This window comes from Allorhizobium borbori (assembly GCF_014196535.1).
GTDB classification, from domain to species: Bacteria; Pseudomonadota; Alphaproteobacteria; order Rhizobiales; family Rhizobiaceae; genus Ectorhizobium; species Ectorhizobium borbori.
In genome coordinates, this window is sequence record NZ_JACIDU010000004.1 from 276,359 (window position 1) to 294,184 (window position 17,826).

The window sequence follows — 17,826 nt, forward strand, 5'->3', positions numbered from 1 at the left end:
ATAAGTGAATGAAAAGCCCGGCCTTATGGCCGGGCTTTTTGCGTTTCAAGCGGGACAAGGCTGTGAAGCATTACCCCGGCGCTATGGCTAAAAAGGCCCAATACCCGGCAAAAGTGCCAGATTTGCGCTTTGATAAATCGGCAAAGACAGAAAGTTGCACGGGAATTCATTGAAAAAATCAATTAATAGGACCGTTTGTTGATCTGGCGCAAGGGGATTGTTTGCAACGGTTCTAGGCTGGGTTCGTAACGAGAGTTCAACGAACGGAGGCCGTTATGAAATCTCTCCTCACTACCATGGCCGCACTGCTGGTTGCCGGTGTCGCGACTGCCGCTTTTGCGGCGGACCCGACCCCGGTGGATTTGCGCAAGTCGGCTCTGGAACTCTTCAAGCCGCTACCGTCGACGGTACCGGCCGTGAAGGACAACCCCATCACGGCAGAAAAGATTGCACTCGGCAAAGCGCTGTTCTTCGATCCGCGCATGTCGGCGTCGGGTGTCTTCTCCTGCTACTCCTGCCATAACCTGACGACCGGCGGGGATGACAATCTGGAAACCTCGATCGGCCATGGCTGGCAGAAGGGGCCACGTAACGCGCCCACCGTGTTCAATGCCGTGTTCAACGTTGCGCAGTTCTGGGACGGTCGCGCGGATGACCTGAAGGCGCAGGCCAAGGGGCCGGTTCAGGCCGGTGTCGAAATGGCCAATACGCCCGTCAATGTGGTCGCCACACTGAAGTCGATGCCGCAATACGTCACCTGGTTCAAGGCGGCCTTCCCGGGCGACGCTGATCCGGTGACCTTCGACAATTTCGCGAGGGCGATCGAGGCCTTCGAGGCAACGCTGGTGACGCCGGCGCCGTTTGATGCGTTCCTGAACGGGGACGACGCTGCCCTGTCCAAGGAGGCGCAGGCCGGTCTGAACCTGTTCATGGATAAGGGCTGTGCCTCCTGCCACAACGGTATCAACGTTGGCGGCGAAGGCTACTATCCCTTCGGGCTGGTGGAAAAGCCCGGTGCGGACGTGTTGCCGGAAGGAGACAAGGGCCGCTTTGCCGTGACGGCCACCGCGGACGACTCCTACGTCTTCCGCGCCGGCCCGCTGCGCAACATCGCGCTGACGGCACCCTACTTCCATTCGGGTAAGGTGTGGGATCTGAAGCAGGCCGTCGAGGTCATGGCCCAGTCACAGCTCGGCGAGAAGGTCACGGACGATGAGGCGACCAAGATCGTCGCCTTCCTCGACTCACTGACCGGCAAGGCCCCGGAAATCGCATTGCCTGTCCTGCCGGCAGAAACGGTTTCGACGCCGCGTCCGTCTGGTCAGGTCAACAAGTAAGGGGCGGGCCTGAAACGCGCCGGGTGGCGTCTCTCCCCTAAGTCACCGGACGCGGACGGTTCCCCCAACCCGTCATATGGCAAGCCGGCAGGCCGCCCGGGCAACCGGGCGGCTTTGCCGTCGTCTCAGGCATCGTCGATCACCGGGTTGCCAGGTCTGGCGCTGACATAGCGCGCACGTCCGGCCCGCTTCGCTTCATAAAGGAAGACATCCGCCTCTTTCATCGTCGCTTCCAGCGAGCGGCTCTTGTCGTGTTGGGCAACGCCGATGCTGACCGTGATGCCGAGCGGATGATCGGCAACGGTCGCGCACTGCGCCCTGACTGTTTTGCCGATGGTATCGGCCATGGCCTCGGCTACCGTCAGCGAGCAGGCGGGCAGGAAGATGGCGAATTCTTCGCCGCCCAGCCGTCCGACGATCCCTTGACCGGCCAATGCCACCGATATTGCACTTGCGATCGCTTGCAGTGCTTCATCCCCGATATCGTGACCGTGGGTGTCGTTTATTGCCTTGAAGTGATCGGCATCCACCATCAGAAAGGCGCCGCCGCGGGGCAGGGCCGCGCGCACCGAATCGAGGAAATAACCGCGTGACAAGAGCCCGGTCAGCCGGTCGAATTTCACGTGGTTGTTCACCTGATCGACTGTCGCGGTCATCAAGTAGAGCAAGTAGAGAACAATGAATGAAAGCGGCGGTGCGATGATGAGGGGAATGGCGGTCGCAAGCGCAAGCGCAAAATAGAGCGGCGGACCGCCGATGCCAAACACGAAATGAAGGCTGACATAAACAACCGCGACGGGGACCGCGATGGTGAAGAGAGTGCAGAGCAGGGTCAGCAGCACCACCTGCCGAACTGACTGCACCCTCACGAGGCCAAGAAGCTGAATGACTGATTCCTTCATGCTTCCAGCCTAAGGGCTTCCGGTTAAGAAAGCTGGTTTCGGCTTGTTGCCCGGCTCAGCCGAAGCGAATGATAGACACTTCGCCCTGTAGCGCGCCCTGATAGGCGGAGGCATGCGGCTCTTCTTCAGGTGTGCCCATGAGGACGCCGATCTGGTCGAGATCCGCCTCGAGGAAACCTTCCTCCGACAGTGCGTTGAGTGCTTCGCGAACAGCGGTGTCCTCATCGGGCGCCGACATCAGGATGTGCAGGTCCACGCCTTCGGAGCCTTCGGCTTCGTAACCCTTGGCGATGATGATGAACACCATCGGGCCATCATTGGCATTGTCATTGTCGGCTTCGGTGATCATCTGGAAATCCTGCTGTTAACATATTCAAGGGAATCGAACCGGGCCGGCCGTTGCGCTTCCTCGCCCGATTCTTTAATTTGGTTTTATGAAAAGCCCAAATCTTTCTTGTCGGCATCGTGGAATTGGCGGTGAATAGACGGGCAGGGGCCGTATATGGGGTCTGCCGAAGCGTGCGGGGCATAATCTTGGCCTGCGGACTTGACGCGCGGGCGGTAAAACAGTAAACGCCGCACATCAAAATCCGTCTGAGGCTATGGCTTTTCAGGACCAAGCGTCCCAGCCTTTGTTTCAAGCAGGATTTTCGCACGTGGAAATACGAATGCCATACGCATGACGTAGACAATACGTCCTCTGTTTTTATGGTCCTTCCGCAGAAAAGCGGCAGGGCCATATTTTGCGCATGAGAAAATAGGCGTGTGGCAACGGATGCCGGTCAAGGCCGTCAGCCGTGAAGAATTTGCCGGAAACGGCGAAAAGTGGGGCCCGCAAGGGTATTGTGACAAGATTTTGCAAGGGATGGTTATATGCCTACCGTAAACCAGCTGATCCGTAAGCCGCGCCAGGCGCAGGTAAAGCGCAACAAGGTTCCTGCCCTGCAGGAAAATCCGCAGAAGCGTGGCGTTTGCACGCGCGTTTACACGACGACCCCGAAGAAGCCGAACTCGGCTCTGCGTAAGGTTGCCAAGATCCGTCTGACCAATGGCTTCGAAGTCATCGGCTACATTCCCGGTGAAGGCCATAACCTGCAGGAGCACTCCGTGGTCATGATCCGCGGAGGCCGCGTCAAGGACTTGCCGGGCGTTCGCTACCACATCATCCGCGGCGTTCTCGATACCCAGGGTGTCAAGAACCGTAAGCAGCGCCGTTCGAAGTACGGTGCGAAGCGTCCGAAGTAATTCGGCCTGAATCCATTCCGGCGCCGCGCGAGGTTCTCCGCGTGATAAGGTGCCAATAACGTATGAGAGACAACGAATATGTCCCGTCGCCATAGTGCAGAAAAGCGTGAGATCAATCCGGACCCGAAGTTCGGCGATCTGATCGTCACGAAGTTCATGAATGCCATCATGCTCCACGGCAAGAAGTCCGTCGCCGAAACGATCGTTTACGGTGCCTTCGATGCCGTTCAGACCAAGACGAAGCAGGAACCCCTGGGCGTCTTCCATCAGGCTCTCGAGAACGTCGCCCCCCACGTCGAAGTTCGTTCTCGCCGCGTTGGTGGCGCCACCTACCAGGTTCCGGTCGACGTCCGTCCGGAGCGTCGTCAGGCTCTCGCCATCCGCTGGCTGATTGCCGCCGCTCGCAAGCGCAACGAAACGACGATGGTCGAGCGTCTCAGCGGTGAGCTGATGGATGCCGCCAACAACCGTGGTTCCGCTGTCAAGAAGCGCGAAGACACGCACAAGATGGCTGACGCGAACCGCGCGTTCTCGCACTATCGCTGGTAATCCAACGATCTCGAAAGGCAGTCCATTCCATGGCTCGCGAATATAAAATCGAAGACTACCGCAATTTCGGTATCATGGCGCACATCGACGCCGGCAAGACGACGACGACTGAGCGCATCCTGTACTACACGGGCAAGTCGCACAAGATCGGCGAAGTTCATGACGGCGCTGCGACCATGGACTGGATGGAGCAGGAGCAGGAACGCGGCATCACCATCACGTCCGCTGCGACGACGACCTTCTGGAAGGGTCGCGACGGCAAGATGCGCCGCTTCAACATCATCGACACCCCCGGCCACGTTGACTTCACCATCGAAGTCGAGCGTTCGCTGCGCGTGCTCGACGGTGCTGTTGCCCTCCTCGACGCCAACGCCGGCGTTGAGCCGCAGACGGAAACCGTCTGGCGTCAGGCAGACAAGTACAACGTTCCGCGCATGATCTTCTGCAACAAGATGGACAAGACCGGCGCGGACTTCTACCGCTCGGTCGAGATGATCAAGACGCGCCTCGGCGCGACGGCTGTCGTATGCCAGCTTCCGATCGGCGCAGAAACCGAGTTCAAGGGCGTTGTCGACCTCATCGAGATGAATGCTCTGGTGTGGCGCGATGAGTCCCTCGGCGCTGCCTGGGACGTTGTCGAGATCCCGGCTGACCTGAAGGAAAAGGCTGAAGAGTGGCGCGAGCGTCTGATCGAGACCGTTGTCGAGATCGACGAAGAAGCCATGGAAGCCTATCTCGAAGGCAACTATCCGGACAACGACAAGATCCGTGCCCTGATCCGTCGCGGCACGATCGACGTGAAGTTCTTCCCGATGTTCTGCGGCTCGGCCTTCAAGAACAAGGGCGTTCAGCCGCTTCTCGACGCCGTTGTGGAATACCTGCCGTCGCCGGCAGACATTCCGGCCATCAAGGGCATCGACGTCAAGACGGAAGCTGAAATCGAGCGTCACGCCGACGACAACGAGCCGCTTTCCATGCTGGCGTTCAAGATCATGAACGACCCCTTCGTCGGTTCGCTGACCTTCTGCCGCATCTACTCGGGCAAGCTCGAGAAGGGCATGGGCGTCATGAACACGGTCAAGGAAAAGCGCGAGCGCGTCGGCCGCATGCTGCAGATGCACTCCAACTCGCGTGAAGACATCGAAGAAGCCTTTGCTGGTGACATCGTTGCGCTGGCCGGCCTCAAGGAAACCACCACGGGCGACACGCTTTGCGATCCCCTGAAGCCGGTTATCCTCGAGCGCATGGAATTCCCGGAGCCGGTTATCCAGATCGCGATCGAGCCGAAGTCCAAGGGCGACCAGGAAAAGATGGGCCTCGCGCTCAACCGTCTGGCTGCCGAAGACCCGTCCTTCCGCGTCAAGTCCGACGAAGAATCCGGCCAGACGATCATCGCTGGCATGGGCGAACTTCACCTTGACATTCTCGTCGACCGTATGCGTCGCGAGTTCAAGGTTGAAGCCACCGTTGGTGCTCCGCAGGTTGCCTATCGTGAAACCATCACGAAGAAGCACGAGGAAGACTACACCCACAAGAAGCAGTCGGGTGGTACCGGTCAGTTCGCACGCGTCAAGCTCGTGTTCGAACCGAACCCGGACGGCGACGATTTCGTCTTCGAATCCAAGATCGTCGGCGGTGCTGTTCCGAAGGAATACATCCCGGGCGTTCAGAAGGGTATCGAAAGCGTTCTGTCGTCTGGTCCGCTCGCAGGCTTCCCGATGCTCGGCGTGAAGGCCACGCTTATCGACGGCGCCTTCCACGATGTCGACTCGTCGGTTCTCGCCTTCGAAATCGCTTCGCGCGCCTGCTTCCGTGAAGCAGCCAAGAAGGCCGGTGCCCAGCTCCTCGAGCCGATGATGAAGGTTGAAGTCGTGACGCCGGAAGACTATGTCGGCGACGTCATCGGCGACCTGAACTCCCGCCGTGGTCAGATCCAGGGCCAGGAAAGCCGCGGTATCGCGGTTGTCATCAACGCCCATGTTCCGCTTGCGAACATGTTCAAGTACGTCGATAACCTGCGCTCCATGTCGCAGGGTCGCGCCCAGTACTCGATGGTGTTTGACCACTACTCACCGGTGCCGACCAACGTCGCCGCTGAAATCCAGGCCAAGTACTCCGGTCAGAAGTGACCGGAGCCCACCTGGGCTTCAAGATAAACACATTTGGCAATTACCCCCGCAAGGGGACAGATTGGAGAGCCGATAATGGCAAAGAGCAAGTTTGAGCGGACGAAGCCGCACGTTAACATTGGTACGATCGGGCACGTTGACCACGGCAAGACGTCGCTGACGGCAGCGATCACGAAGTTCTTCGGCGAGTTCAAGGCATACGACCAGATCGATGCCGCTCCGGAAGAAAAGGCCCGTGGTATCACGATCTCGACGGCTCACGTCGAGTATGAGACGGCCAACCGTCACTATGCGCACGTTGACTGCCCCGGCCACGCCGACTACGTCAAGAACATGATCACCGGTGCAGCGCAGATGGACGGCGCGATCTTGGTTTGCTCGGCTGCTGACGGCCCGATGCCGCAGACCCGCGAGCACATCCTGCTCGCCCGTCAGGTTGGCGTTCCGGCTATCGTTGTGTTCCTGAACAAGGTCGACCAGGTTGACGATCCGGAACTTCTGGAACTCGTCGAACTCGAAGTTCGCGAACTTCTTTCGTCCTACGACTTCCCGGGCGACGATATCCCGATCATCAAGGGCTCTGCTCTTGCTGCTCTGGAAGACTCGGACAAGAAGATCGGCGAAGACGCGATCCGCGAACTGATGGCCGCTGTCGACGCCTACATCCCGACGCCTGAGCGTCCGATCGACCAGCCGTTCCTGATGCCGATCGAAGACGTGTTCTCGATCTCTGGCCGTGGTACGGTTGTGACCGGCCGCGTCGAGCGCGGTATCGTCAAGGTTGGTGAAGAAGTCGAAATCGTCGGCATCCGTCCGACGTCGAAGACGACGGTGACCGGCGTTGAAATGTTCCGCAAGCTGCTCGACCAGGGCCAGGCCGGCGACAACATCGGTGCACTGGTTCGCGGCGTTACCCGTGACGGCGTCGAGCGTGGTCAGATCCTGTGCAAGCCGGGTTCTGTGAAGCCGCACAAGAAGTTCATGGCTGAAGCCTACATCCTGACGAAGGAAGAAGGCGGCCGTCATACGCCGTTCTTCACGAACTACCGTCCGCAGTTCTACTTCCGTACGACGGACGTGACGGGCATCGTGACGCTGCCGGAAGGCACGGAAATGGTTATGCCGGGCGACAACGTGACCGTTGCCGTTGAGCTGATCGTTCCGATCGCGATGGAAGAAAAGCTGCGCTTCGCTATCCGCGAAGGTGGCCGTACCGTCGGCGCCGGCATCGTCGCATCCATCATCGAGTAATCCACTCGGGTTGGGAACGGCGTCTTTGAACGCCGTTCCCGGATCAATTTGTTGGTCGAAGCATGCGGTTATGCCGTGTGCCTCTCGAATTGGCGGTAGCACGTAAAAAAAACGTGCTGCCGTAGGCGTTCGGTGATTGCATCGGACGCCGATTCCGTATATGTGGCGGGTCGTTTTACAGATACCGACAGCGAACTGATTTGTTTGCTGTGATCTTTGAAGCTGTAGCACCCGGATAACGAATGACGAACCGCCTCGTCAGAGGCATTCGCTTAACAAGAACAAGGACAAGTCGAATGAACGGCCAGAATATCCGCATCCGCCTCAAGGCGTTTGATCACCGGATTCTTGACGCCTCCACGCGGGAAATCGTTTCGACGGCCAAGCGCACGGGTGCTTCGGTCCGCGGTCCGGTGCCGCTGCCCACGCGCATCGAGAAGTTTACCGTCAACCGCTCGCCCCACGTGGACAAGAAGAGCCGCGAACAGTTCGAAATGCGCACCCATAAGCGTCTTCTCGACATCGTTGATCCGACCCCGCAGACCGTCGATGCTCTGATGAAGCTCGATCTGGCTGCTGGCGTTGACGTCGAAATCAAGCTCTAAGGCTCTGCCTTGCGTCTTCGGATGCGGGGTGATTGCTGCTGCTTGATGGTAAGTAGTCCGGCTCAGGCCGAAACAACAAGGAAGGTACGTGGGGCAATCCCAGCGTCTTCCAGAAACAGGAGACCGGAAAGCCGGATGGCTTGACGGGAACTCTTCAACAAAGAGGCATGCAGGGATTTATCCCGGCAAGGACTCCCAAGAGGAACGAACCATGCGTTCAGGTGTGATTGCACAGAAAGTAGGGATGACCCGCGTCTATAACGACGCTGGTGAGCACATCCCGGTAACAGTTTTGCGGCTGGACAACGTTCAGGTTGTTGCTCAGCGCACCGTCGAAAAGAATGGCTACACGGCTGTTCAGGTTGGTGCCGGCGCCGCCAAGGTCAAGAACACGTCGAAGGCCGAGCGTGGCCATTTCGCCGTCGCCCAGGTTGAGCCGAAGGCCAAGCTGGTCGAATTCCGCGTATCCGAAGACAATCTCATCGATGTTGGCGCCGAACTGACGGCCGCTCACTTCGTCGCCGGCCAGCTCGTCGACGTGACGGGCACGACGATCGGTAAGGGTTTTGCTGGTGCCATGAAGCGCCACAACTTCGGTGGTCTTCGCGCCACGCACGGCGTGTCCGTGTCTCACCGCTCACATGGTTCGACCGGTTCCAACCAGGATCCGGGTCGCGTCTGGAAGGGTAAGCGCATGGCTGGTCACATGGGCCAGACTCGCGTAACCACCCAGAACCTCGAAGTCGTCTCTACCGACGAGGACCGTGGTCTCATTCTCGTCAAGGGCGCTGTCCCCGGCTCCAAGGGTGCCTGGATCGTCGTTCGTGACGCCGTCAAGGCCGCTGCTCCGGAAAGCGCTCCGCGCCCGGCCGGCCTGCGCGCAGCATCGAAGTAAGGGAGCCGAACAATGGATCTCACCGTCAAAACGCTTGAGGGGAAGGACGCCGGCACCATTTCGCTGTCGGACGCCGTTTTCGGTCTCGAACCCCGTGAAGACATCATTGCCCGCGTCGTTCGCTGGCAGCTCGCCAAGAAGCAGCAGGGCACCCACAAGACCAAGGGTCGCGCTGAAGTTTCCCGCACCGGTTCCAAGATGTACAAGCAGAAGGGTACGGGTCGCGCTCGTCACCATTCGGCTCGTGCTCCGCAGTTCCGCGGCGGTGGCAAGGCCCACGGCCCGGTCGTTCGCAGCCACGCTTTCGACCTTCCCAAGAAGGTTCGCGCGCTCGGCCTGCGCCACGCTCTTTCTGCCAAGCTCCGCGCTGAAAGCCTGATCATCGTTGACGATCTCGCTGCCGCCGAAGCCAAGACCAAGCTGCTCGCTGGCAACTTCGAGACGCTCGGCCTCACCAACGCGCTGATCATCGGCGGTGCTGAAGTTGACACCAACTTCGCGCTCGCTGCCAAGAACATCCCGAATGTCGATGTTCTGCCTGTTCAGGGCATCAACGTTTACGACATTCTGCGCCGTGGCACGCTGGTGCTCTCCAAGGCTGCGGTTGAAGCTCTGGAGGAGCGGTTCAAATGACTGATCTTCGCCACTACGACGTGATCGTCTCTCCGTCGATCACTGAAAAGTCCACGCTGGTGTCTGAACAGAACCAGGTCGTGTTCAACGTCGCCAAGGGCGCTTCCAAGCCGGAAATCAAGGCTGCTGTCGAAGCTCTCTTCGGTGTCAAGGTCAAGGCCGTCAACACGCTCGTCCGCAAGGGCAAGATCAAGCGTTTCCGCGGTTTCGCCGGCAAGCAGAAGGACGTCAAGAAGGCCGTCGTGACGCTCGCCGAAGGCCAGTCGATCGATATCTCCACCGGTCTTTGACGGCTAGCCTGAAGGGAATAGAAAAATGGCATTGAAAAGCTTCAATCCGACGACCCCGAGCCAGCGCCAGCTCGTCATTGTTGACCGTTCGGGTCTGTACAAGGGCAAGCCTGTCAAGGCGCTGACGGAAGGTCTCTCCAAGAGCGGTGGCCGTAACAACTACGGTCGCATCACTGCTCGCTTCATCGGTGGTGGTCACAAGCGCACCTACCGTCTTGTCGATTTCAAGCGTCGCAAGTTTGAAGTCGAAGGCACGGTTGAGCGTCTGGAGTACGACCCGAACCGCACCGCCTTCATCGCTCTCGTGACCTACACGGACGGCGAACAGGCCTACATCCTGGCTCCGCAGCGTCTTGCTGCCGGCGACAAGGTCATCTCCTCGGAGAAGGCTGTCGACGTCAAGCCGGGCAACACCATGCCGCTGCAGTACATCCCGGTTGGCTCCATCGTTCACAACGTTGAACTGAAGCCAGCCAAGGGTGGTCAGATCGCCCGTTCGGCAGGCACCTATGTCCAGCTCGTCGGCCGTGATGCCGGCATGGCCATTCTTCGTCTCAACTCGGGTGAACAGCGCCTTGTGCACGGTTCGTGCCTCGCCACGATCGGCGCGGTTTCGAACGCCGATCACGCTAACATCAACGACGGCAAGGCCGGTCGCACCCGCTGGCGCGGCAAGACCCCGCATAACCGCGGTGTCGTCATGAACCCGGTCGACCACCCGCACGGTGGTGGTGAAGGCCGCACCTCCGGTGGTCGCCACCCGGTTTCCCCGTGGGGTAAGCCCACCAAGGGCAAGCGGACTCGCTCGAACAAGTCGACCGACAAGTTCATCATGCGCTCGCGCCACCTGAAGAAGAAGTAAGAGAGGTAGTCAGAAATGGCTCGTTCAGTATGGAAAGGCCCGTTTGTTGACGGATATCTTCTCACGAAGGCTGAGAAGGTGCGCGAAGGCGGGCGTAGTGAAGTCATCAAGATCTGGAGCCGTCGCTCCACGATCCTGCCGCAGTTCGTCGGTCTGACGTTCGGCGTCTACAATGGCTCCAAGCACGTTCCGGTCAGCGTCAACGAAGACATGGTCGGTCACAAGTTCGGCGAATTCGCTCCCACCCGTACCTATTACGGTCACGGCGCGGACAAGAAGGCGAAGAGGAAGTAATCATGGGCAAGGCAAAAACCGAACGCCGGCTCAACGACAACGAAGCACAGGCTGTGGCCCGTACGCTTCGCGTCAGCCCGCAGAAGCTCAACCTGGTTGCCGCGCTCATCCGCGGCATGAAGGTCGAACGCGCTCTCGCCGAGCTGGAATTCTCGCGCAAGCGTATCGCCGGCACGGTCAAGAAGACCCTGGAATCGGCCATCGCCAACGCGGAAAACAACCATGACCTCGACGTCGACAGCCTGATCGTTGCCGAGGCCTACGTTGGCAAGTCCATCGTCATGAAGCGTTTCCACGCTCGTGGCCGTGGTCGTGCATCGCGTGTCGAGAAGCCCTTCGCGCACCTGACGATCGTCGTCCGCGAAGTTCAGGAAAAAGGGGAGGCTGCATAATGGGCCAGAAAATTAATCCGATCGGTTTCCGTCTCGGCATTAACCGCACCTGGGACAGCCGTTGGTTCGCCGATAACGCGGAATACGGCCAGCTTCTTCACGAAGACCTGAAGATCCGCGCTTTCGTTCAGAAGGAACTGAAGCAGGCCGGTATCGCCAAGGTGGTCATCGAGCGTCCGCACAAGAAGTGCCGCGTCACGATCCACTCGGCTCGTCCGGGTCTCATCATCGGCAAGAAGGGCGCCGACATCGAAAAGCTTCGCAAGAAGCTGGCCGAAATGACGTCCTCCGAAACGCACCTCAACATTGTTGAAGTGCGCAAGCCGGAAACCGACGCTACGCTGGTCGCACAGTCGATCGCCCAGCAGCTCGAGCGTCGCGTGGCTTTCCGCCGTGCTATGAAGCGTGCCGTTCAGTCGGCCATGCGTCTCGGCGCCGAAGGCATCAAGATCACCTGCGGCGGTCGTCTCGGCGGTGCTGAAATCGCTCGTACCGAATGGTACCGCGAAGGTCGCGTTCCGTTGCACACGCTGCGTGCGGACATCGACTACGGCACGGCCGAAGCCGAAACCGCTTACGGTATCTGCGGCATCAAGGTCTGGGTCTTCAAGGGCGAAATCCTTGAGCACGATCCGATGGCTTCTGAACGTCGTGCACTCGAAGGCGACGCGTCCGGCTCCAACAATCGTGAACGTGGCGAGCGCCGCCGCGAGAACGCCTAATTGACGCTGGCGAAAGATAAGCTCGGAGAAGTAAGAAAATGTTGCAGCCAAAGCGTACAAAGTATCGCAAGCAGTTCAAGGGTCGCATCAAGGGTGTGGCCAAGGGCGGCTTCGACCTCGCCTTCGGTGAATTCGGTCTGAAGGCTCAGGAACCCAACCGCGTCAACGCACGCGAGATCGAAGCGGCTCGCCGCGCGATCACGCGTTACATGAAGCGTGCAGGCCGCGTCTGGATCCGCGTATTCCCCGACGTTCCGGTTACGGCGAAGCCGACCGAAGTTCGTATGGGTAAGGGTAAGGGTTCAGTCGAATACTGGGCTTGCAAGGTCAAGCCCGGCCGTATGATGTTCGAGATCGACGGTGTGAGCGAGGAAATCGCCCGTGAGGCTCTGCGCCTCGGCGCTGCCAAGCTCTCGGTCAAGACGCGCTTCGTTCAGCGCATCGCAGAGTAAGGGAAAGAGCCAATGAAAGCCGCAGACGTTCGCGCACTGAGCGCAGACCAGCTGAAGGAAGAGCTCGCCAAGCTGAAGAAGGAGCAGTTCAACCTGCGCTTCCAGAAGGCCACCGGCCAGCTCGAAAAGACCTCGCGGATTACCGAAGTTCGCAAGGACATCGCCCGCATCAAGACCATTGCCCGCCAGAAGGCGGCCGAAGCCAAGGCCTGAGGACCAATACGATGCCGAAAAGAATTCTGCAGGGTGTCGTCGTAAGCGACAAGAATGAAAAGACTGTCGTGGTCCGCGTTGAGCGTCGTTTCGCTCACCCGCTGCTTCAGAAGACCGTTCGCCGGTCCAAGAAGTACAAGGCCCATGACGAAAACAACCAGTACAAGGTTGGTGATGTCGTTTCCATCCAGGAATGCGCGCCGATCTCCAAGGACAAGCGCTGGACGGTTATTGCCGCCCAGGCCTGATCATACGGATTTTCCGTAAATGCCCGGTCCCGGATGCCTGAAAAGGTGTCCGGGATTGTGCGTTGAGAAGATAAGGTCTTCAGGAGGAGTAAGAATCTTCCGGCGGGCCTTGTACTTTTTGGAAATATCTATATGAAGCACGCGACTGGAGCGGAAGGAAGTCCGGAATCGGGCCTCCTGCCGCTTCCATGCTGTTCCAATTCCGTGAAGACGGTATGAACGGCGTGAAACTGAACCTTAGTCAATAAGCCGGGATAGGGGGTTCTGAACCCAACCAGCCTGGTAACAACAAGAAGGCGACCTGACATGATTCAGATGCAAACAAACCTCGACGTGGCGGATAATTCCGGCGCACGTCGTGTCATGTGCATCAAGGTGCTGGGCGGCTCCAAGCGCAAGTACGCTTCGATCGGCGACATCATTGTCGTTTCGATCAAGGAAGCCATCCCGCGCGGCCGCGTTAAGAAGGGTGATGTGATGAAGGCGGTTGTCGTTCGCACCGCCAAGGACATCCGTCGTCCGGATGGCAGCGTCATTCGTTTCGATAACAATGCAGCCGTTCTTATCGACAACAAGAAAGAGCCGATCGGCACCCGTATCTTCGGACCGGTTCCGCGCGAACTTCGCGCCAAGAACCATATGAAGATCATCTCGCTGGCTCCGGAAGTGCTGTAAGGAGCTATAGCGATGCAAAAGATCCGTAAAGGCGACAAGGTCGTCGTAATCACCGGCAAGGACAAGGGCCGTCAGGGCGAAGTCCTGCAGGTTCTCCCGAAGGAAGATCGCGCGGTTGTCCGTGGCGTCAACGTCGTCAAGCGCCACCAGCGCCAGACGCAGACGCAGGAAGCCGGCATCATCGCCAAGGAGGCCTCTGTTCATCTTTCCAACCTTGCTATCGTCGACAAGGACGGTAAGCCGACCCGCGTCGGTTTCCAGGTTGTGGATGGCAAGAAGGTCCGCGTGGCCAAGCGTTCGGGAGAAGTGATCGATGGCTGAGGTAAAGTACGAACCGCGGCTGAAGAAGGAATACGTTTCGCGTATTCGCGCCAAGCTGCAGGAAACCTATTCGTACAGCAACGAGATGCAGATCCCGAAGCTGACGAAGATCGTTATCAACATGGGTGTGGGCGAAGCTACGGCTGACTCCAAGAAGCCGACCGTTGCTGCTGCCGACCTGGCTGCTATCGCCGGTCAGAAGCCGGTCATCACCCGTGCACGCAACTCCATCGCGGGCTTCAAGGTTCGTGAAGGTATGCCGATCGGCGCCAAGGTGACGCTGCGCGGCGCTCGCATGTATGAATTCCTGGATCGTCTGGTCAACATCGCGCTTCCGCGCGTTCGCGACTTCCGCGGTCTCAATCCCAAGAGCTTTGACGGCCGTGGCAACTTCGCCATGGGGATTAAGGAGCACATTGTGTTCCCTGAGATCAACTACGACAAGGTTGATCAGATGTGGGGCATGGACATCATCGTTTGCACGACGGCAACGACCGACGACGAAGCTCGGACTCTTCTGAAAGAGTTCAACTTCCCGTTCCGCACGTAACCGTAACGACGAGCGTAGAAGAGGAACTTCAATATGGCGAAAACAAGCGCAGTTGAAAAGAACAAGCGCCGCCGCAAGACCGTCGCCGCACAGGCTGGCAAGCGTGCCAAGCTGAAGGCGATCATCATGGACCAGTCCCTGCCGATCGAAGATCGGTTCAAGGCTACCCTGAAGCTGGCAGAACTGCCGCGCGATGGCTCCAAGACCCGCATCCGCAATCGTTGCGAAGTGACGGGCCGTCCGCGCGCATACTATCGCAAGCTCAAGATGTCGCGTATCGCGCTTCGTGAGCTGGGCAACTTCGGCAAGGTGCCGGGCGTTGTGAAGTCGAGCTGGTAAGGAGACGGGAACATGACCATGACTGATCCGTTGGGCGATATGCTCACCCGTATCCGCAATGGCGCCGCTCGTCGCAAGTCGACGGTGTCCACGCCGGCCTCCAAGCTCCGCGCCCGCGTTCTCGATGTGCTGCAGGCCGAGGGTTATATCCGCGGTTACAGCGAAATCGATTCGGGCAACGGCAAGGCCGAGCTGCAGATCGAACTGAAGTACTACGAAGGCGCGTCGGTGATCCGTGAGATCGGCCGCGTGTCCAAGCCGGGCCGCCGAGTTTATGTCTCGGTCAAGTCCATTCCGCAGGTCGCGAACGGTCTCGGTATCACCATCCTTTCGACTCCGAAGGGTGTGATGGCCGATCACCAGGCTCGTGAACAGAATGTTGGCGGTGAGGTTCTCTGCTCGGTCTTCTAAGATCGGACAGAGGAACTCCATAACGAACAGACAGGATTAAAACATGTCTCGTATCGGTAAAAAGCCCGTTCAGGTTCCTGCTGGTGTGACGGCCTCTGTCGAAGGACAGAAGGTCACGGCCAAGGGCCCGAAGGGCGAACTTTTCTTCGTCGCTAATGACGAAATCGCGCTCGCGCTGGAAGACAACGCTGTCTCGGTCACCCCGGTGAACCAGACGAAGGACGCTCGGTCGAAGTGGGGCATGTCCCGCACGATGATCGAGAACATCTTCAAGGGCGTTAAGGACGGTTTCGAGCGCAAGCTTGAAATCAACGGCGTTGGTTACCGTGCCGCCATGCAGGGCAAGAACCTGCAGCTCGCGCTCGGTTTCAGCCACGACGTGGTCTACGAACCGCCGCAGGGCATCACCATTGCTGTGCCGAAGCCGACGGAAATCGTCGTCACCGGCATCAACAAGCAGCAGGTTGGCCAGGTTGCGGCCGAAATTCGCGAATTCCGCGGCCCCGAACCCTACAAGGGCAAGGGCGTCAAGTATGCGGAAGAGCGGATCGTCCGCAAGGAAGGCAAGAAGAAGTAAGGATCACGCGAAATGGCTAGCAGGAAAGAAGTACTTTCGAAGCGCGCGAGCCGCGTGCGCCGCCAGCTCAAGGCGGTCGCAAATGGCCGTCCGCGCCTGTCGGTTCATCGCTCGTCGAAGAACATCTACGCTCAGATCATTGATGACGTCGCCGGCCGCACGCTTGCTGCTGCTTCGACGCTCGATCAGGGTCTGCGCTCGGAGCTGAAGACCGGCGCCGACACCTCTGCCGCCGCCGCCGTTGGCAAGCTCGTCGCTGAGCGTGCTGTGGCTGCCGGCGTCAAGGAAGTCGTATTCGACCGTGGCGCCTTCATCTATCACGGTCGCGTCAAGGCACTCGCCGACGCTGCCCGCGAAGGCGGCCTGAGCTTCTAAGCTTTATGTCGACCGCGTGTCGGTTTTCATAAAACTTTGGTTGAAAATGTCGGCCCGGACTGATATCCGGGCCGTCGTCTTGGGTGAATAACCCATGATCGGACCGCACGTTCTCCGGAAACGGCGAGCGGGGCGGGTATTATTGTGTCCGCCGATTGCACCCGGAAAAGAAAAAGGAAGAGGACAATGGCACAGAAAGAAAGGGCTCCGCGCGAAGATCGCGGTAGCCGTGAAGAGCGCGACAGCGAGTTCGTTGACAAGCTGGTCGCAATTAACCGCGTCGCCAAGGTGGTGAAGGGCGGTCGTCGTTTCGGTTTCGCCGCTCTCGTCGTCGTTGGCGACCAGAAGGGCCGTGTTGGCTTTGGTCATGGCAAGGCACGCGAAGTGCCGGAAGCCATCCGCAAGGCAACCGAAGCCGCCAAGCGCGATCTGATCTTCGTTCCGCTTCGCGATGGCCGCACGCTGCACCACGATGTCAATGGCCGTCACGGCGCTGGCAAGGTTCTGCTTCGCGCTGCCAAGGCTGGTACCGGTATCATCGCCGGTGGCCCGATGCGCGCTGTGTTCGAAACGCTCGGCGTCAATGACGTCGTCGCCAAGTCGACCGGTTCGTCCAACCCGTACAACATGGTTCGCGCCACGTTCGATGCTCTGAAGCACCAGGTCCATCCCAAGGACATCGCTGCTCAGCGCGGCATCAAGTACGCCACCCTTCAGGCTCGTCGCGCTGACGCCGGCGTTGCTTCCGAAGAATAATAGGAGGCAGGGATGACCAAGAAGACGATCACTGTCGAACAGATCGGTAGCCCGATTCGCCGTCCGAACGTTCAGCGCCAGACGCTGATCGGCCTCGGCCTCAACAAGATGCACCGTACCCGTACGCTGGAAGACACGCCCGCCGTTCGCGGCATGATTCGTGCCGTTCAGCACCTCGTTCGCGTCGTCGACGAGAAGTGACACGGAGGAACATGTCATGAAACTGAATGAAATCAAGGACAACGAAGGCGCTTCCAAGGACCGCATCCGCGTTGGTCGCGGTATCGGCTCTGGCAAGGGCAAGACCGGTGGTCGCGGCGTGAAGGGTCAGAAGGCTCGTTCGGGCGTCGCGGTCAACGGCTTCGAAGGCGGTCAGATGCCCATCTACCGTCGTCTACCGAAGCGCGGCTTCAACAACATCTTCGCTTCGGAGTATGTCGTTGTCGCTCTCGGTCGCATCCAGACGGCAATCGAAGCCGGCAAGCTGGACGCTACGAAGACGATCGATGCTGCTGCTCTCAAGGCCGCTGGCGTTATCCGTCGCGCCAAGGATGGCGTTCGCGTTCTTTCGGACGGCGAACTGAAGTCGAAGGTCACGATCGAAGTTGCCGGCGCCTCCAAGGCCGCCGTCGAGAAGATCGAAAAGGCCGGCGGCTCCATCAAGCTGCTCGAAGCAGCCGCGTCTGCAGAATAATTGTCGATACGAACCGCCCGGTACTTCACACCGGGCGGTTTTTCTCCCATATGGGAGGCCTCACGTCCTCTCAGCGAGGGCATCGCGGGTTTCATCTTTCGGGTGAGCC

The 17,826-nt window shown here is 59.1% G+C and carries 29 protein-coding genes; 27 read left to right on the plus strand and 2 right to left on the minus strand.

The genetic code is table 11. The annotated features are described in order from the left end of the window. The first annotated feature begins 8 nt into the window (after positions 1 to 8). On the plus strand, positions 9 to 173 hold the full coding sequence (locus GGQ66_RS07100) for a hypothetical protein (RefSeq protein ID WP_183790882.1): 165 nt from the start codon (positions 9 to 11) through the stop codon (positions 171 to 173). Between the two features lie 102 nt (positions 174 to 275). Further along, positions 276 to 1,337, plus strand: a complete 1,062-nt coding sequence (locus GGQ66_RS07105) for a cytochrome-c peroxidase (RefSeq protein ID WP_183790884.1) — start codon at positions 276 to 278, stop codon at positions 1,335 to 1,337. Positions 1,338 to 1,462: 125 nt separating this feature from the next. Here GGQ66_RS07105 and GGQ66_RS07110 read toward each other — a convergent pair whose 3' ends face one another. Further along, entirely contained in the window at positions 1,463 to 2,182 is a 720-nt protein-coding gene (locus GGQ66_RS07110) for a GGDEF domain-containing protein (protein WP_183790885.1), read from the minus strand. 112 nt (positions 2,183 to 2,294) lie between these two features. After that, positions 2,295 to 2,588: a transcriptional regulator gene (locus GGQ66_RS07115; protein WP_183790887.1), complete on the minus strand. Its 294-nt coding sequence runs from the start codon at positions 2,586 to 2,588 to the stop codon at positions 2,295 to 2,297. 524 nt (positions 2,589 to 3,112) lie between these two features. On the opposite strand from GGQ66_RS07115, the gene rpsL reads away from it, so the two are divergent. From rpsL to rplO, 25 genes are all read left to right on the plus strand, one after another. Beyond that, the gene (gene rpsL, locus GGQ66_RS07120) at positions 3,113 to 3,484 is read left to right on the plus strand and encodes a 30S ribosomal protein S12 (protein WP_003507760.1); all 372 of its coding nucleotides are present in this window, start codon (positions 3,113 to 3,115) and stop codon (positions 3,482 to 3,484) included. 78 nt (positions 3,485 to 3,562) lie between these two features. After that, positions 3,563 to 4,033 carry a 30S ribosomal protein S7 gene (gene rpsG, locus GGQ66_RS07125; protein WP_183790889.1) on the plus strand — a complete coding sequence of 157 codons (471 nt, stop codon included), beginning with the start codon at positions 3,563 to 3,565 and terminating at the stop codon, positions 4,031 to 4,033. Positions 4,034 to 4,062: 29 nt separating this feature from the next. Then, positions 4,063 to 6,162 carry an elongation factor G gene (fusA, locus tag GGQ66_RS07130; protein ID WP_183790891.1) on the plus strand — a complete coding sequence of 700 codons (2,100 nt, stop codon included), beginning with the start codon at positions 4,063 to 4,065 and terminating at the stop codon, positions 6,160 to 6,162. Positions 6,163 to 6,237: 75 nt separating this feature from the next. Then, positions 6,238 to 7,413 (plus strand): elongation factor Tu, encoded by a 1,176-nt coding sequence (tuf, locus tag GGQ66_RS07135; protein ID WP_183790862.1) that lies wholly within the window; start codon positions 6,238 to 6,240, stop codon positions 7,411 to 7,413. A 296-nt stretch (positions 7,414 to 7,709) separates the two neighbouring features. Continuing rightward, a complete protein-coding gene (gene rpsJ / locus GGQ66_RS07140) occupies positions 7,710 to 8,018 on the plus strand; it encodes a 30S ribosomal protein S10 (RefSeq protein WP_003507767.1) in 309 nt (102 codons plus the stop codon). Between the two features lie 211 nt (positions 8,019 to 8,229). Next, positions 8,230 to 8,913, plus strand: a complete 684-nt coding sequence (gene rplC, locus GGQ66_RS07145) for a 50S ribosomal protein L3 (protein WP_183790893.1) — start codon at positions 8,230 to 8,232, stop codon at positions 8,911 to 8,913. A 12-nt stretch (positions 8,914 to 8,925) separates the two neighbouring features. Then, positions 8,926 to 9,546 (plus strand): 50S ribosomal protein L4, encoded by a 621-nt coding sequence (gene rplD / locus GGQ66_RS07150; RefSeq protein ID WP_183790895.1) that lies wholly within the window; start codon positions 8,926 to 8,928, stop codon positions 9,544 to 9,546. Further along, positions 9,543 to 9,836: a 50S ribosomal protein L23 gene (locus GGQ66_RS07155; protein ID WP_183790898.1), complete on the plus strand. Its 294-nt coding sequence runs from the start codon at positions 9,543 to 9,545 to the stop codon at positions 9,834 to 9,836. Before rplD ends, GGQ66_RS07155 begins: the two co-directional genes overlap by 4 nt. 25 nt (positions 9,837 to 9,861) lie before the next feature. After that, positions 9,862 to 10,698, plus strand: coding sequence for a 50S ribosomal protein L2 (gene rplB / locus GGQ66_RS07160; RefSeq protein ID WP_183790900.1), 837 nt, complete (start codon positions 9,862 to 9,864; stop codon positions 10,696 to 10,698). Between the two features lie 15 nt (positions 10,699 to 10,713). Continuing rightward, positions 10,714 to 10,992 (plus strand): 30S ribosomal protein S19, encoded by a 279-nt coding sequence (rpsS, locus tag GGQ66_RS07165; protein ID WP_183790907.1) that lies wholly within the window; start codon positions 10,714 to 10,716, stop codon positions 10,990 to 10,992. Between the two features lie 2 nt (positions 10,993 to 10,994). Beyond that, complete coding sequence (gene rplV / locus GGQ66_RS07170) at positions 10,995 to 11,384, plus strand: 50S ribosomal protein L22 (protein WP_183790909.1); 390 nt, start codon at positions 10,995 to 10,997, stop codon at positions 11,382 to 11,384. Then, complete coding sequence (gene rpsC / locus GGQ66_RS07175) at positions 11,384 to 12,106, plus strand: 30S ribosomal protein S3 (protein ID WP_183790911.1); 723 nt, start codon at positions 11,384 to 11,386, stop codon at positions 12,104 to 12,106. Before rplV ends, rpsC begins: the two co-directional genes overlap by 1 nt. Before the next feature lie 38 nt (positions 12,107 to 12,144). Continuing rightward, positions 12,145 to 12,558, plus strand: a complete 414-nt coding sequence (gene rplP, locus GGQ66_RS07180) for a 50S ribosomal protein L16 (RefSeq protein WP_183790913.1) — start codon at positions 12,145 to 12,147, stop codon at positions 12,556 to 12,558. Between the two features lie 12 nt (positions 12,559 to 12,570). Beyond that, positions 12,571 to 12,771, plus strand: a complete 201-nt coding sequence (gene rpmC / locus GGQ66_RS07185; protein ID WP_183790916.1) for a 50S ribosomal protein L29 — start codon at positions 12,571 to 12,573, stop codon at positions 12,769 to 12,771. Between the two features lie 11 nt (positions 12,772 to 12,782). Then, the gene (gene rpsQ / locus GGQ66_RS07190; RefSeq protein WP_183790918.1) at positions 12,783 to 13,019 is read left to right on the plus strand and encodes a 30S ribosomal protein S17; all 237 of its coding nucleotides are present in this window, start codon (positions 12,783 to 12,785) and stop codon (positions 13,017 to 13,019) included. Between the two features lie 306 nt (positions 13,020 to 13,325). Beyond that, a complete protein-coding gene (rplN, locus tag GGQ66_RS07195; RefSeq protein WP_007770138.1) occupies positions 13,326 to 13,694 on the plus strand; it encodes a 50S ribosomal protein L14 in 369 nt (122 codons plus the stop codon). Positions 13,695 to 13,706: 12 nt separating this feature from the next. Then, on the plus strand, positions 13,707 to 14,015 hold the full coding sequence (rplX, locus tag GGQ66_RS07200) for a 50S ribosomal protein L24 (RefSeq protein ID WP_183790920.1): 309 nt from the start codon (positions 13,707 to 13,709) through the stop codon (positions 14,013 to 14,015). Next, positions 14,008 to 14,565, plus strand: coding sequence for a 50S ribosomal protein L5 (gene rplE, locus GGQ66_RS07205; RefSeq protein WP_183790922.1), 558 nt, complete (start codon positions 14,008 to 14,010; stop codon positions 14,563 to 14,565). Before rplX ends, rplE begins: the two co-directional genes overlap by 8 nt. Positions 14,566 to 14,598: 33 nt before the next feature. Continuing rightward, positions 14,599 to 14,904 (plus strand): 30S ribosomal protein S14, encoded by a 306-nt coding sequence (rpsN, locus tag GGQ66_RS07210; RefSeq protein ID WP_183790924.1) that lies wholly within the window; start codon positions 14,599 to 14,601, stop codon positions 14,902 to 14,904. 12 nt (positions 14,905 to 14,916) lie between these two features. Further along, positions 14,917 to 15,315 (plus strand): 30S ribosomal protein S8, encoded by a 399-nt coding sequence (gene rpsH / locus GGQ66_RS07215; RefSeq protein ID WP_183790926.1) that lies wholly within the window; start codon positions 14,917 to 14,919, stop codon positions 15,313 to 15,315. 43 nt (positions 15,316 to 15,358) lie between these two features. Continuing rightward, positions 15,359 to 15,892 carry a 50S ribosomal protein L6 gene (gene rplF, locus GGQ66_RS07220; RefSeq protein ID WP_183790928.1) on the plus strand — a complete coding sequence of 178 codons (534 nt, stop codon included), beginning with the start codon at positions 15,359 to 15,361 and terminating at the stop codon, positions 15,890 to 15,892. Between the two features lie 12 nt (positions 15,893 to 15,904). Beyond that, positions 15,905 to 16,267: a 50S ribosomal protein L18 gene (gene rplR, locus GGQ66_RS07225; protein ID WP_183790930.1), complete on the plus strand. Its 363-nt coding sequence runs from the start codon at positions 15,905 to 15,907 to the stop codon at positions 16,265 to 16,267. 186 nt (positions 16,268 to 16,453) lie between these two features. Further along, the gene (rpsE, locus tag GGQ66_RS07230; protein WP_183790932.1) at positions 16,454 to 17,023 is read left to right on the plus strand and encodes a 30S ribosomal protein S5; all 570 of its coding nucleotides are present in this window, start codon (positions 16,454 to 16,456) and stop codon (positions 17,021 to 17,023) included. Between the two features lie 12 nt (positions 17,024 to 17,035). After that, positions 17,036 to 17,224: a 50S ribosomal protein L30 gene (gene rpmD, locus GGQ66_RS07235; protein ID WP_183790934.1), complete on the plus strand. Its 189-nt coding sequence runs from the start codon at positions 17,036 to 17,038 to the stop codon at positions 17,222 to 17,224. Between the two features lie 16 nt (positions 17,225 to 17,240). Beyond that, entirely contained in the window at positions 17,241 to 17,717 is a 477-nt protein-coding gene (gene rplO, locus GGQ66_RS07240; protein ID WP_183790937.1) for a 50S ribosomal protein L15, read from the plus strand. Positions 17,718 to 17,826 lie beyond the last annotated feature (109 nt).

What these genes read in the sequence shown, in the direction of transcription:
- GGQ66_RS07100 (WP_183790882.1), top strand. Translation starts at nt 9, where the DNA reads ATGAAAAGCCCGGCCTTATGGCCGGGCTTTTTGCGTTTCAAGCGGGAC.
- GGQ66_RS07105 (WP_183790884.1), top strand. Translation starts at nt 276, where the DNA reads ATGAAATCTCTCCTCACTACCATGGCCGCACTGCTGGTTGCCGGTGTC.
- GGQ66_RS07115 (WP_183790887.1), bottom strand. Translation starts at nt 2,588, where the DNA reads ATGATCACCGAAGCCGACAATGACAATGCCAATGATGGCCCGATGGTG.
- rpsL (WP_003507760.1), top strand. Translation starts at nt 3,113, where the DNA reads ATGCCTACCGTAAACCAGCTGATCCGTAAGCCGCGCCAGGCGCAGGTA.
- rpsG (WP_183790889.1), top strand. Translation starts at nt 3,563, where the DNA reads ATGTCCCGTCGCCATAGTGCAGAAAAGCGTGAGATCAATCCGGACCCG.
- fusA (WP_183790891.1), top strand. Translation starts at nt 4,063, where the DNA reads ATGGCTCGCGAATATAAAATCGAAGACTACCGCAATTTCGGTATCATG.
- tuf (WP_183790862.1), top strand. Translation starts at nt 6,238, where the DNA reads ATGGCAAAGAGCAAGTTTGAGCGGACGAAGCCGCACGTTAACATTGGT.
- rpsJ (WP_003507767.1), top strand. Translation starts at nt 7,710, where the DNA reads ATGAACGGCCAGAATATCCGCATCCGCCTCAAGGCGTTTGATCACCGG.
- rplC (WP_183790893.1), top strand. Translation starts at nt 8,230, where the DNA reads ATGCGTTCAGGTGTGATTGCACAGAAAGTAGGGATGACCCGCGTCTAT.
- rplD (WP_183790895.1), top strand. Translation starts at nt 8,926, where the DNA reads ATGGATCTCACCGTCAAAACGCTTGAGGGGAAGGACGCCGGCACCATT.
- GGQ66_RS07155 (WP_183790898.1), top strand. Translation starts at nt 9,543, where the DNA reads ATGACTGATCTTCGCCACTACGACGTGATCGTCTCTCCGTCGATCACT.
- rplB (WP_183790900.1), top strand. Translation starts at nt 9,862, where the DNA reads ATGGCATTGAAAAGCTTCAATCCGACGACCCCGAGCCAGCGCCAGCTC.
- rpsS (WP_183790907.1), top strand. Translation starts at nt 10,714, where the DNA reads ATGGCTCGTTCAGTATGGAAAGGCCCGTTTGTTGACGGATATCTTCTC.
- rplV (WP_183790909.1), top strand. Translation starts at nt 10,995, where the DNA reads ATGGGCAAGGCAAAAACCGAACGCCGGCTCAACGACAACGAAGCACAG.
- rpsC (WP_183790911.1), top strand. Translation starts at nt 11,384, where the DNA reads ATGGGCCAGAAAATTAATCCGATCGGTTTCCGTCTCGGCATTAACCGC.
- rplP (WP_183790913.1), top strand. Translation starts at nt 12,145, where the DNA reads ATGTTGCAGCCAAAGCGTACAAAGTATCGCAAGCAGTTCAAGGGTCGC.
- rpmC (WP_183790916.1), top strand. Translation starts at nt 12,571, where the DNA reads ATGAAAGCCGCAGACGTTCGCGCACTGAGCGCAGACCAGCTGAAGGAA.
- rpsQ (WP_183790918.1), top strand. Translation starts at nt 12,783, where the DNA reads ATGCCGAAAAGAATTCTGCAGGGTGTCGTCGTAAGCGACAAGAATGAA.
- rplN (WP_007770138.1), top strand. Translation starts at nt 13,326, where the DNA reads ATGATTCAGATGCAAACAAACCTCGACGTGGCGGATAATTCCGGCGCA.
- rplX (WP_183790920.1), top strand. Translation starts at nt 13,707, where the DNA reads ATGCAAAAGATCCGTAAAGGCGACAAGGTCGTCGTAATCACCGGCAAG.
- rplE (WP_183790922.1), top strand. Translation starts at nt 14,008, where the DNA reads ATGGCTGAGGTAAAGTACGAACCGCGGCTGAAGAAGGAATACGTTTCG.
- rpsN (WP_183790924.1), top strand. Translation starts at nt 14,599, where the DNA reads ATGGCGAAAACAAGCGCAGTTGAAAAGAACAAGCGCCGCCGCAAGACC.
- rpsH (WP_183790926.1), top strand. Translation starts at nt 14,917, where the DNA reads ATGACCATGACTGATCCGTTGGGCGATATGCTCACCCGTATCCGCAAT.
- rplF (WP_183790928.1), top strand. Translation starts at nt 15,359, where the DNA reads ATGTCTCGTATCGGTAAAAAGCCCGTTCAGGTTCCTGCTGGTGTGACG.
- rplR (WP_183790930.1), top strand. Translation starts at nt 15,905, where the DNA reads ATGGCTAGCAGGAAAGAAGTACTTTCGAAGCGCGCGAGCCGCGTGCGC.
- rpsE (WP_183790932.1), top strand. Translation starts at nt 16,454, where the DNA reads ATGGCACAGAAAGAAAGGGCTCCGCGCGAAGATCGCGGTAGCCGTGAA.
- rpmD (WP_183790934.1), top strand. Translation starts at nt 17,036, where the DNA reads ATGACCAAGAAGACGATCACTGTCGAACAGATCGGTAGCCCGATTCGC.
- rplO (WP_183790937.1), top strand. Translation starts at nt 17,241, where the DNA reads ATGAAACTGAATGAAATCAAGGACAACGAAGGCGCTTCCAAGGACCGC.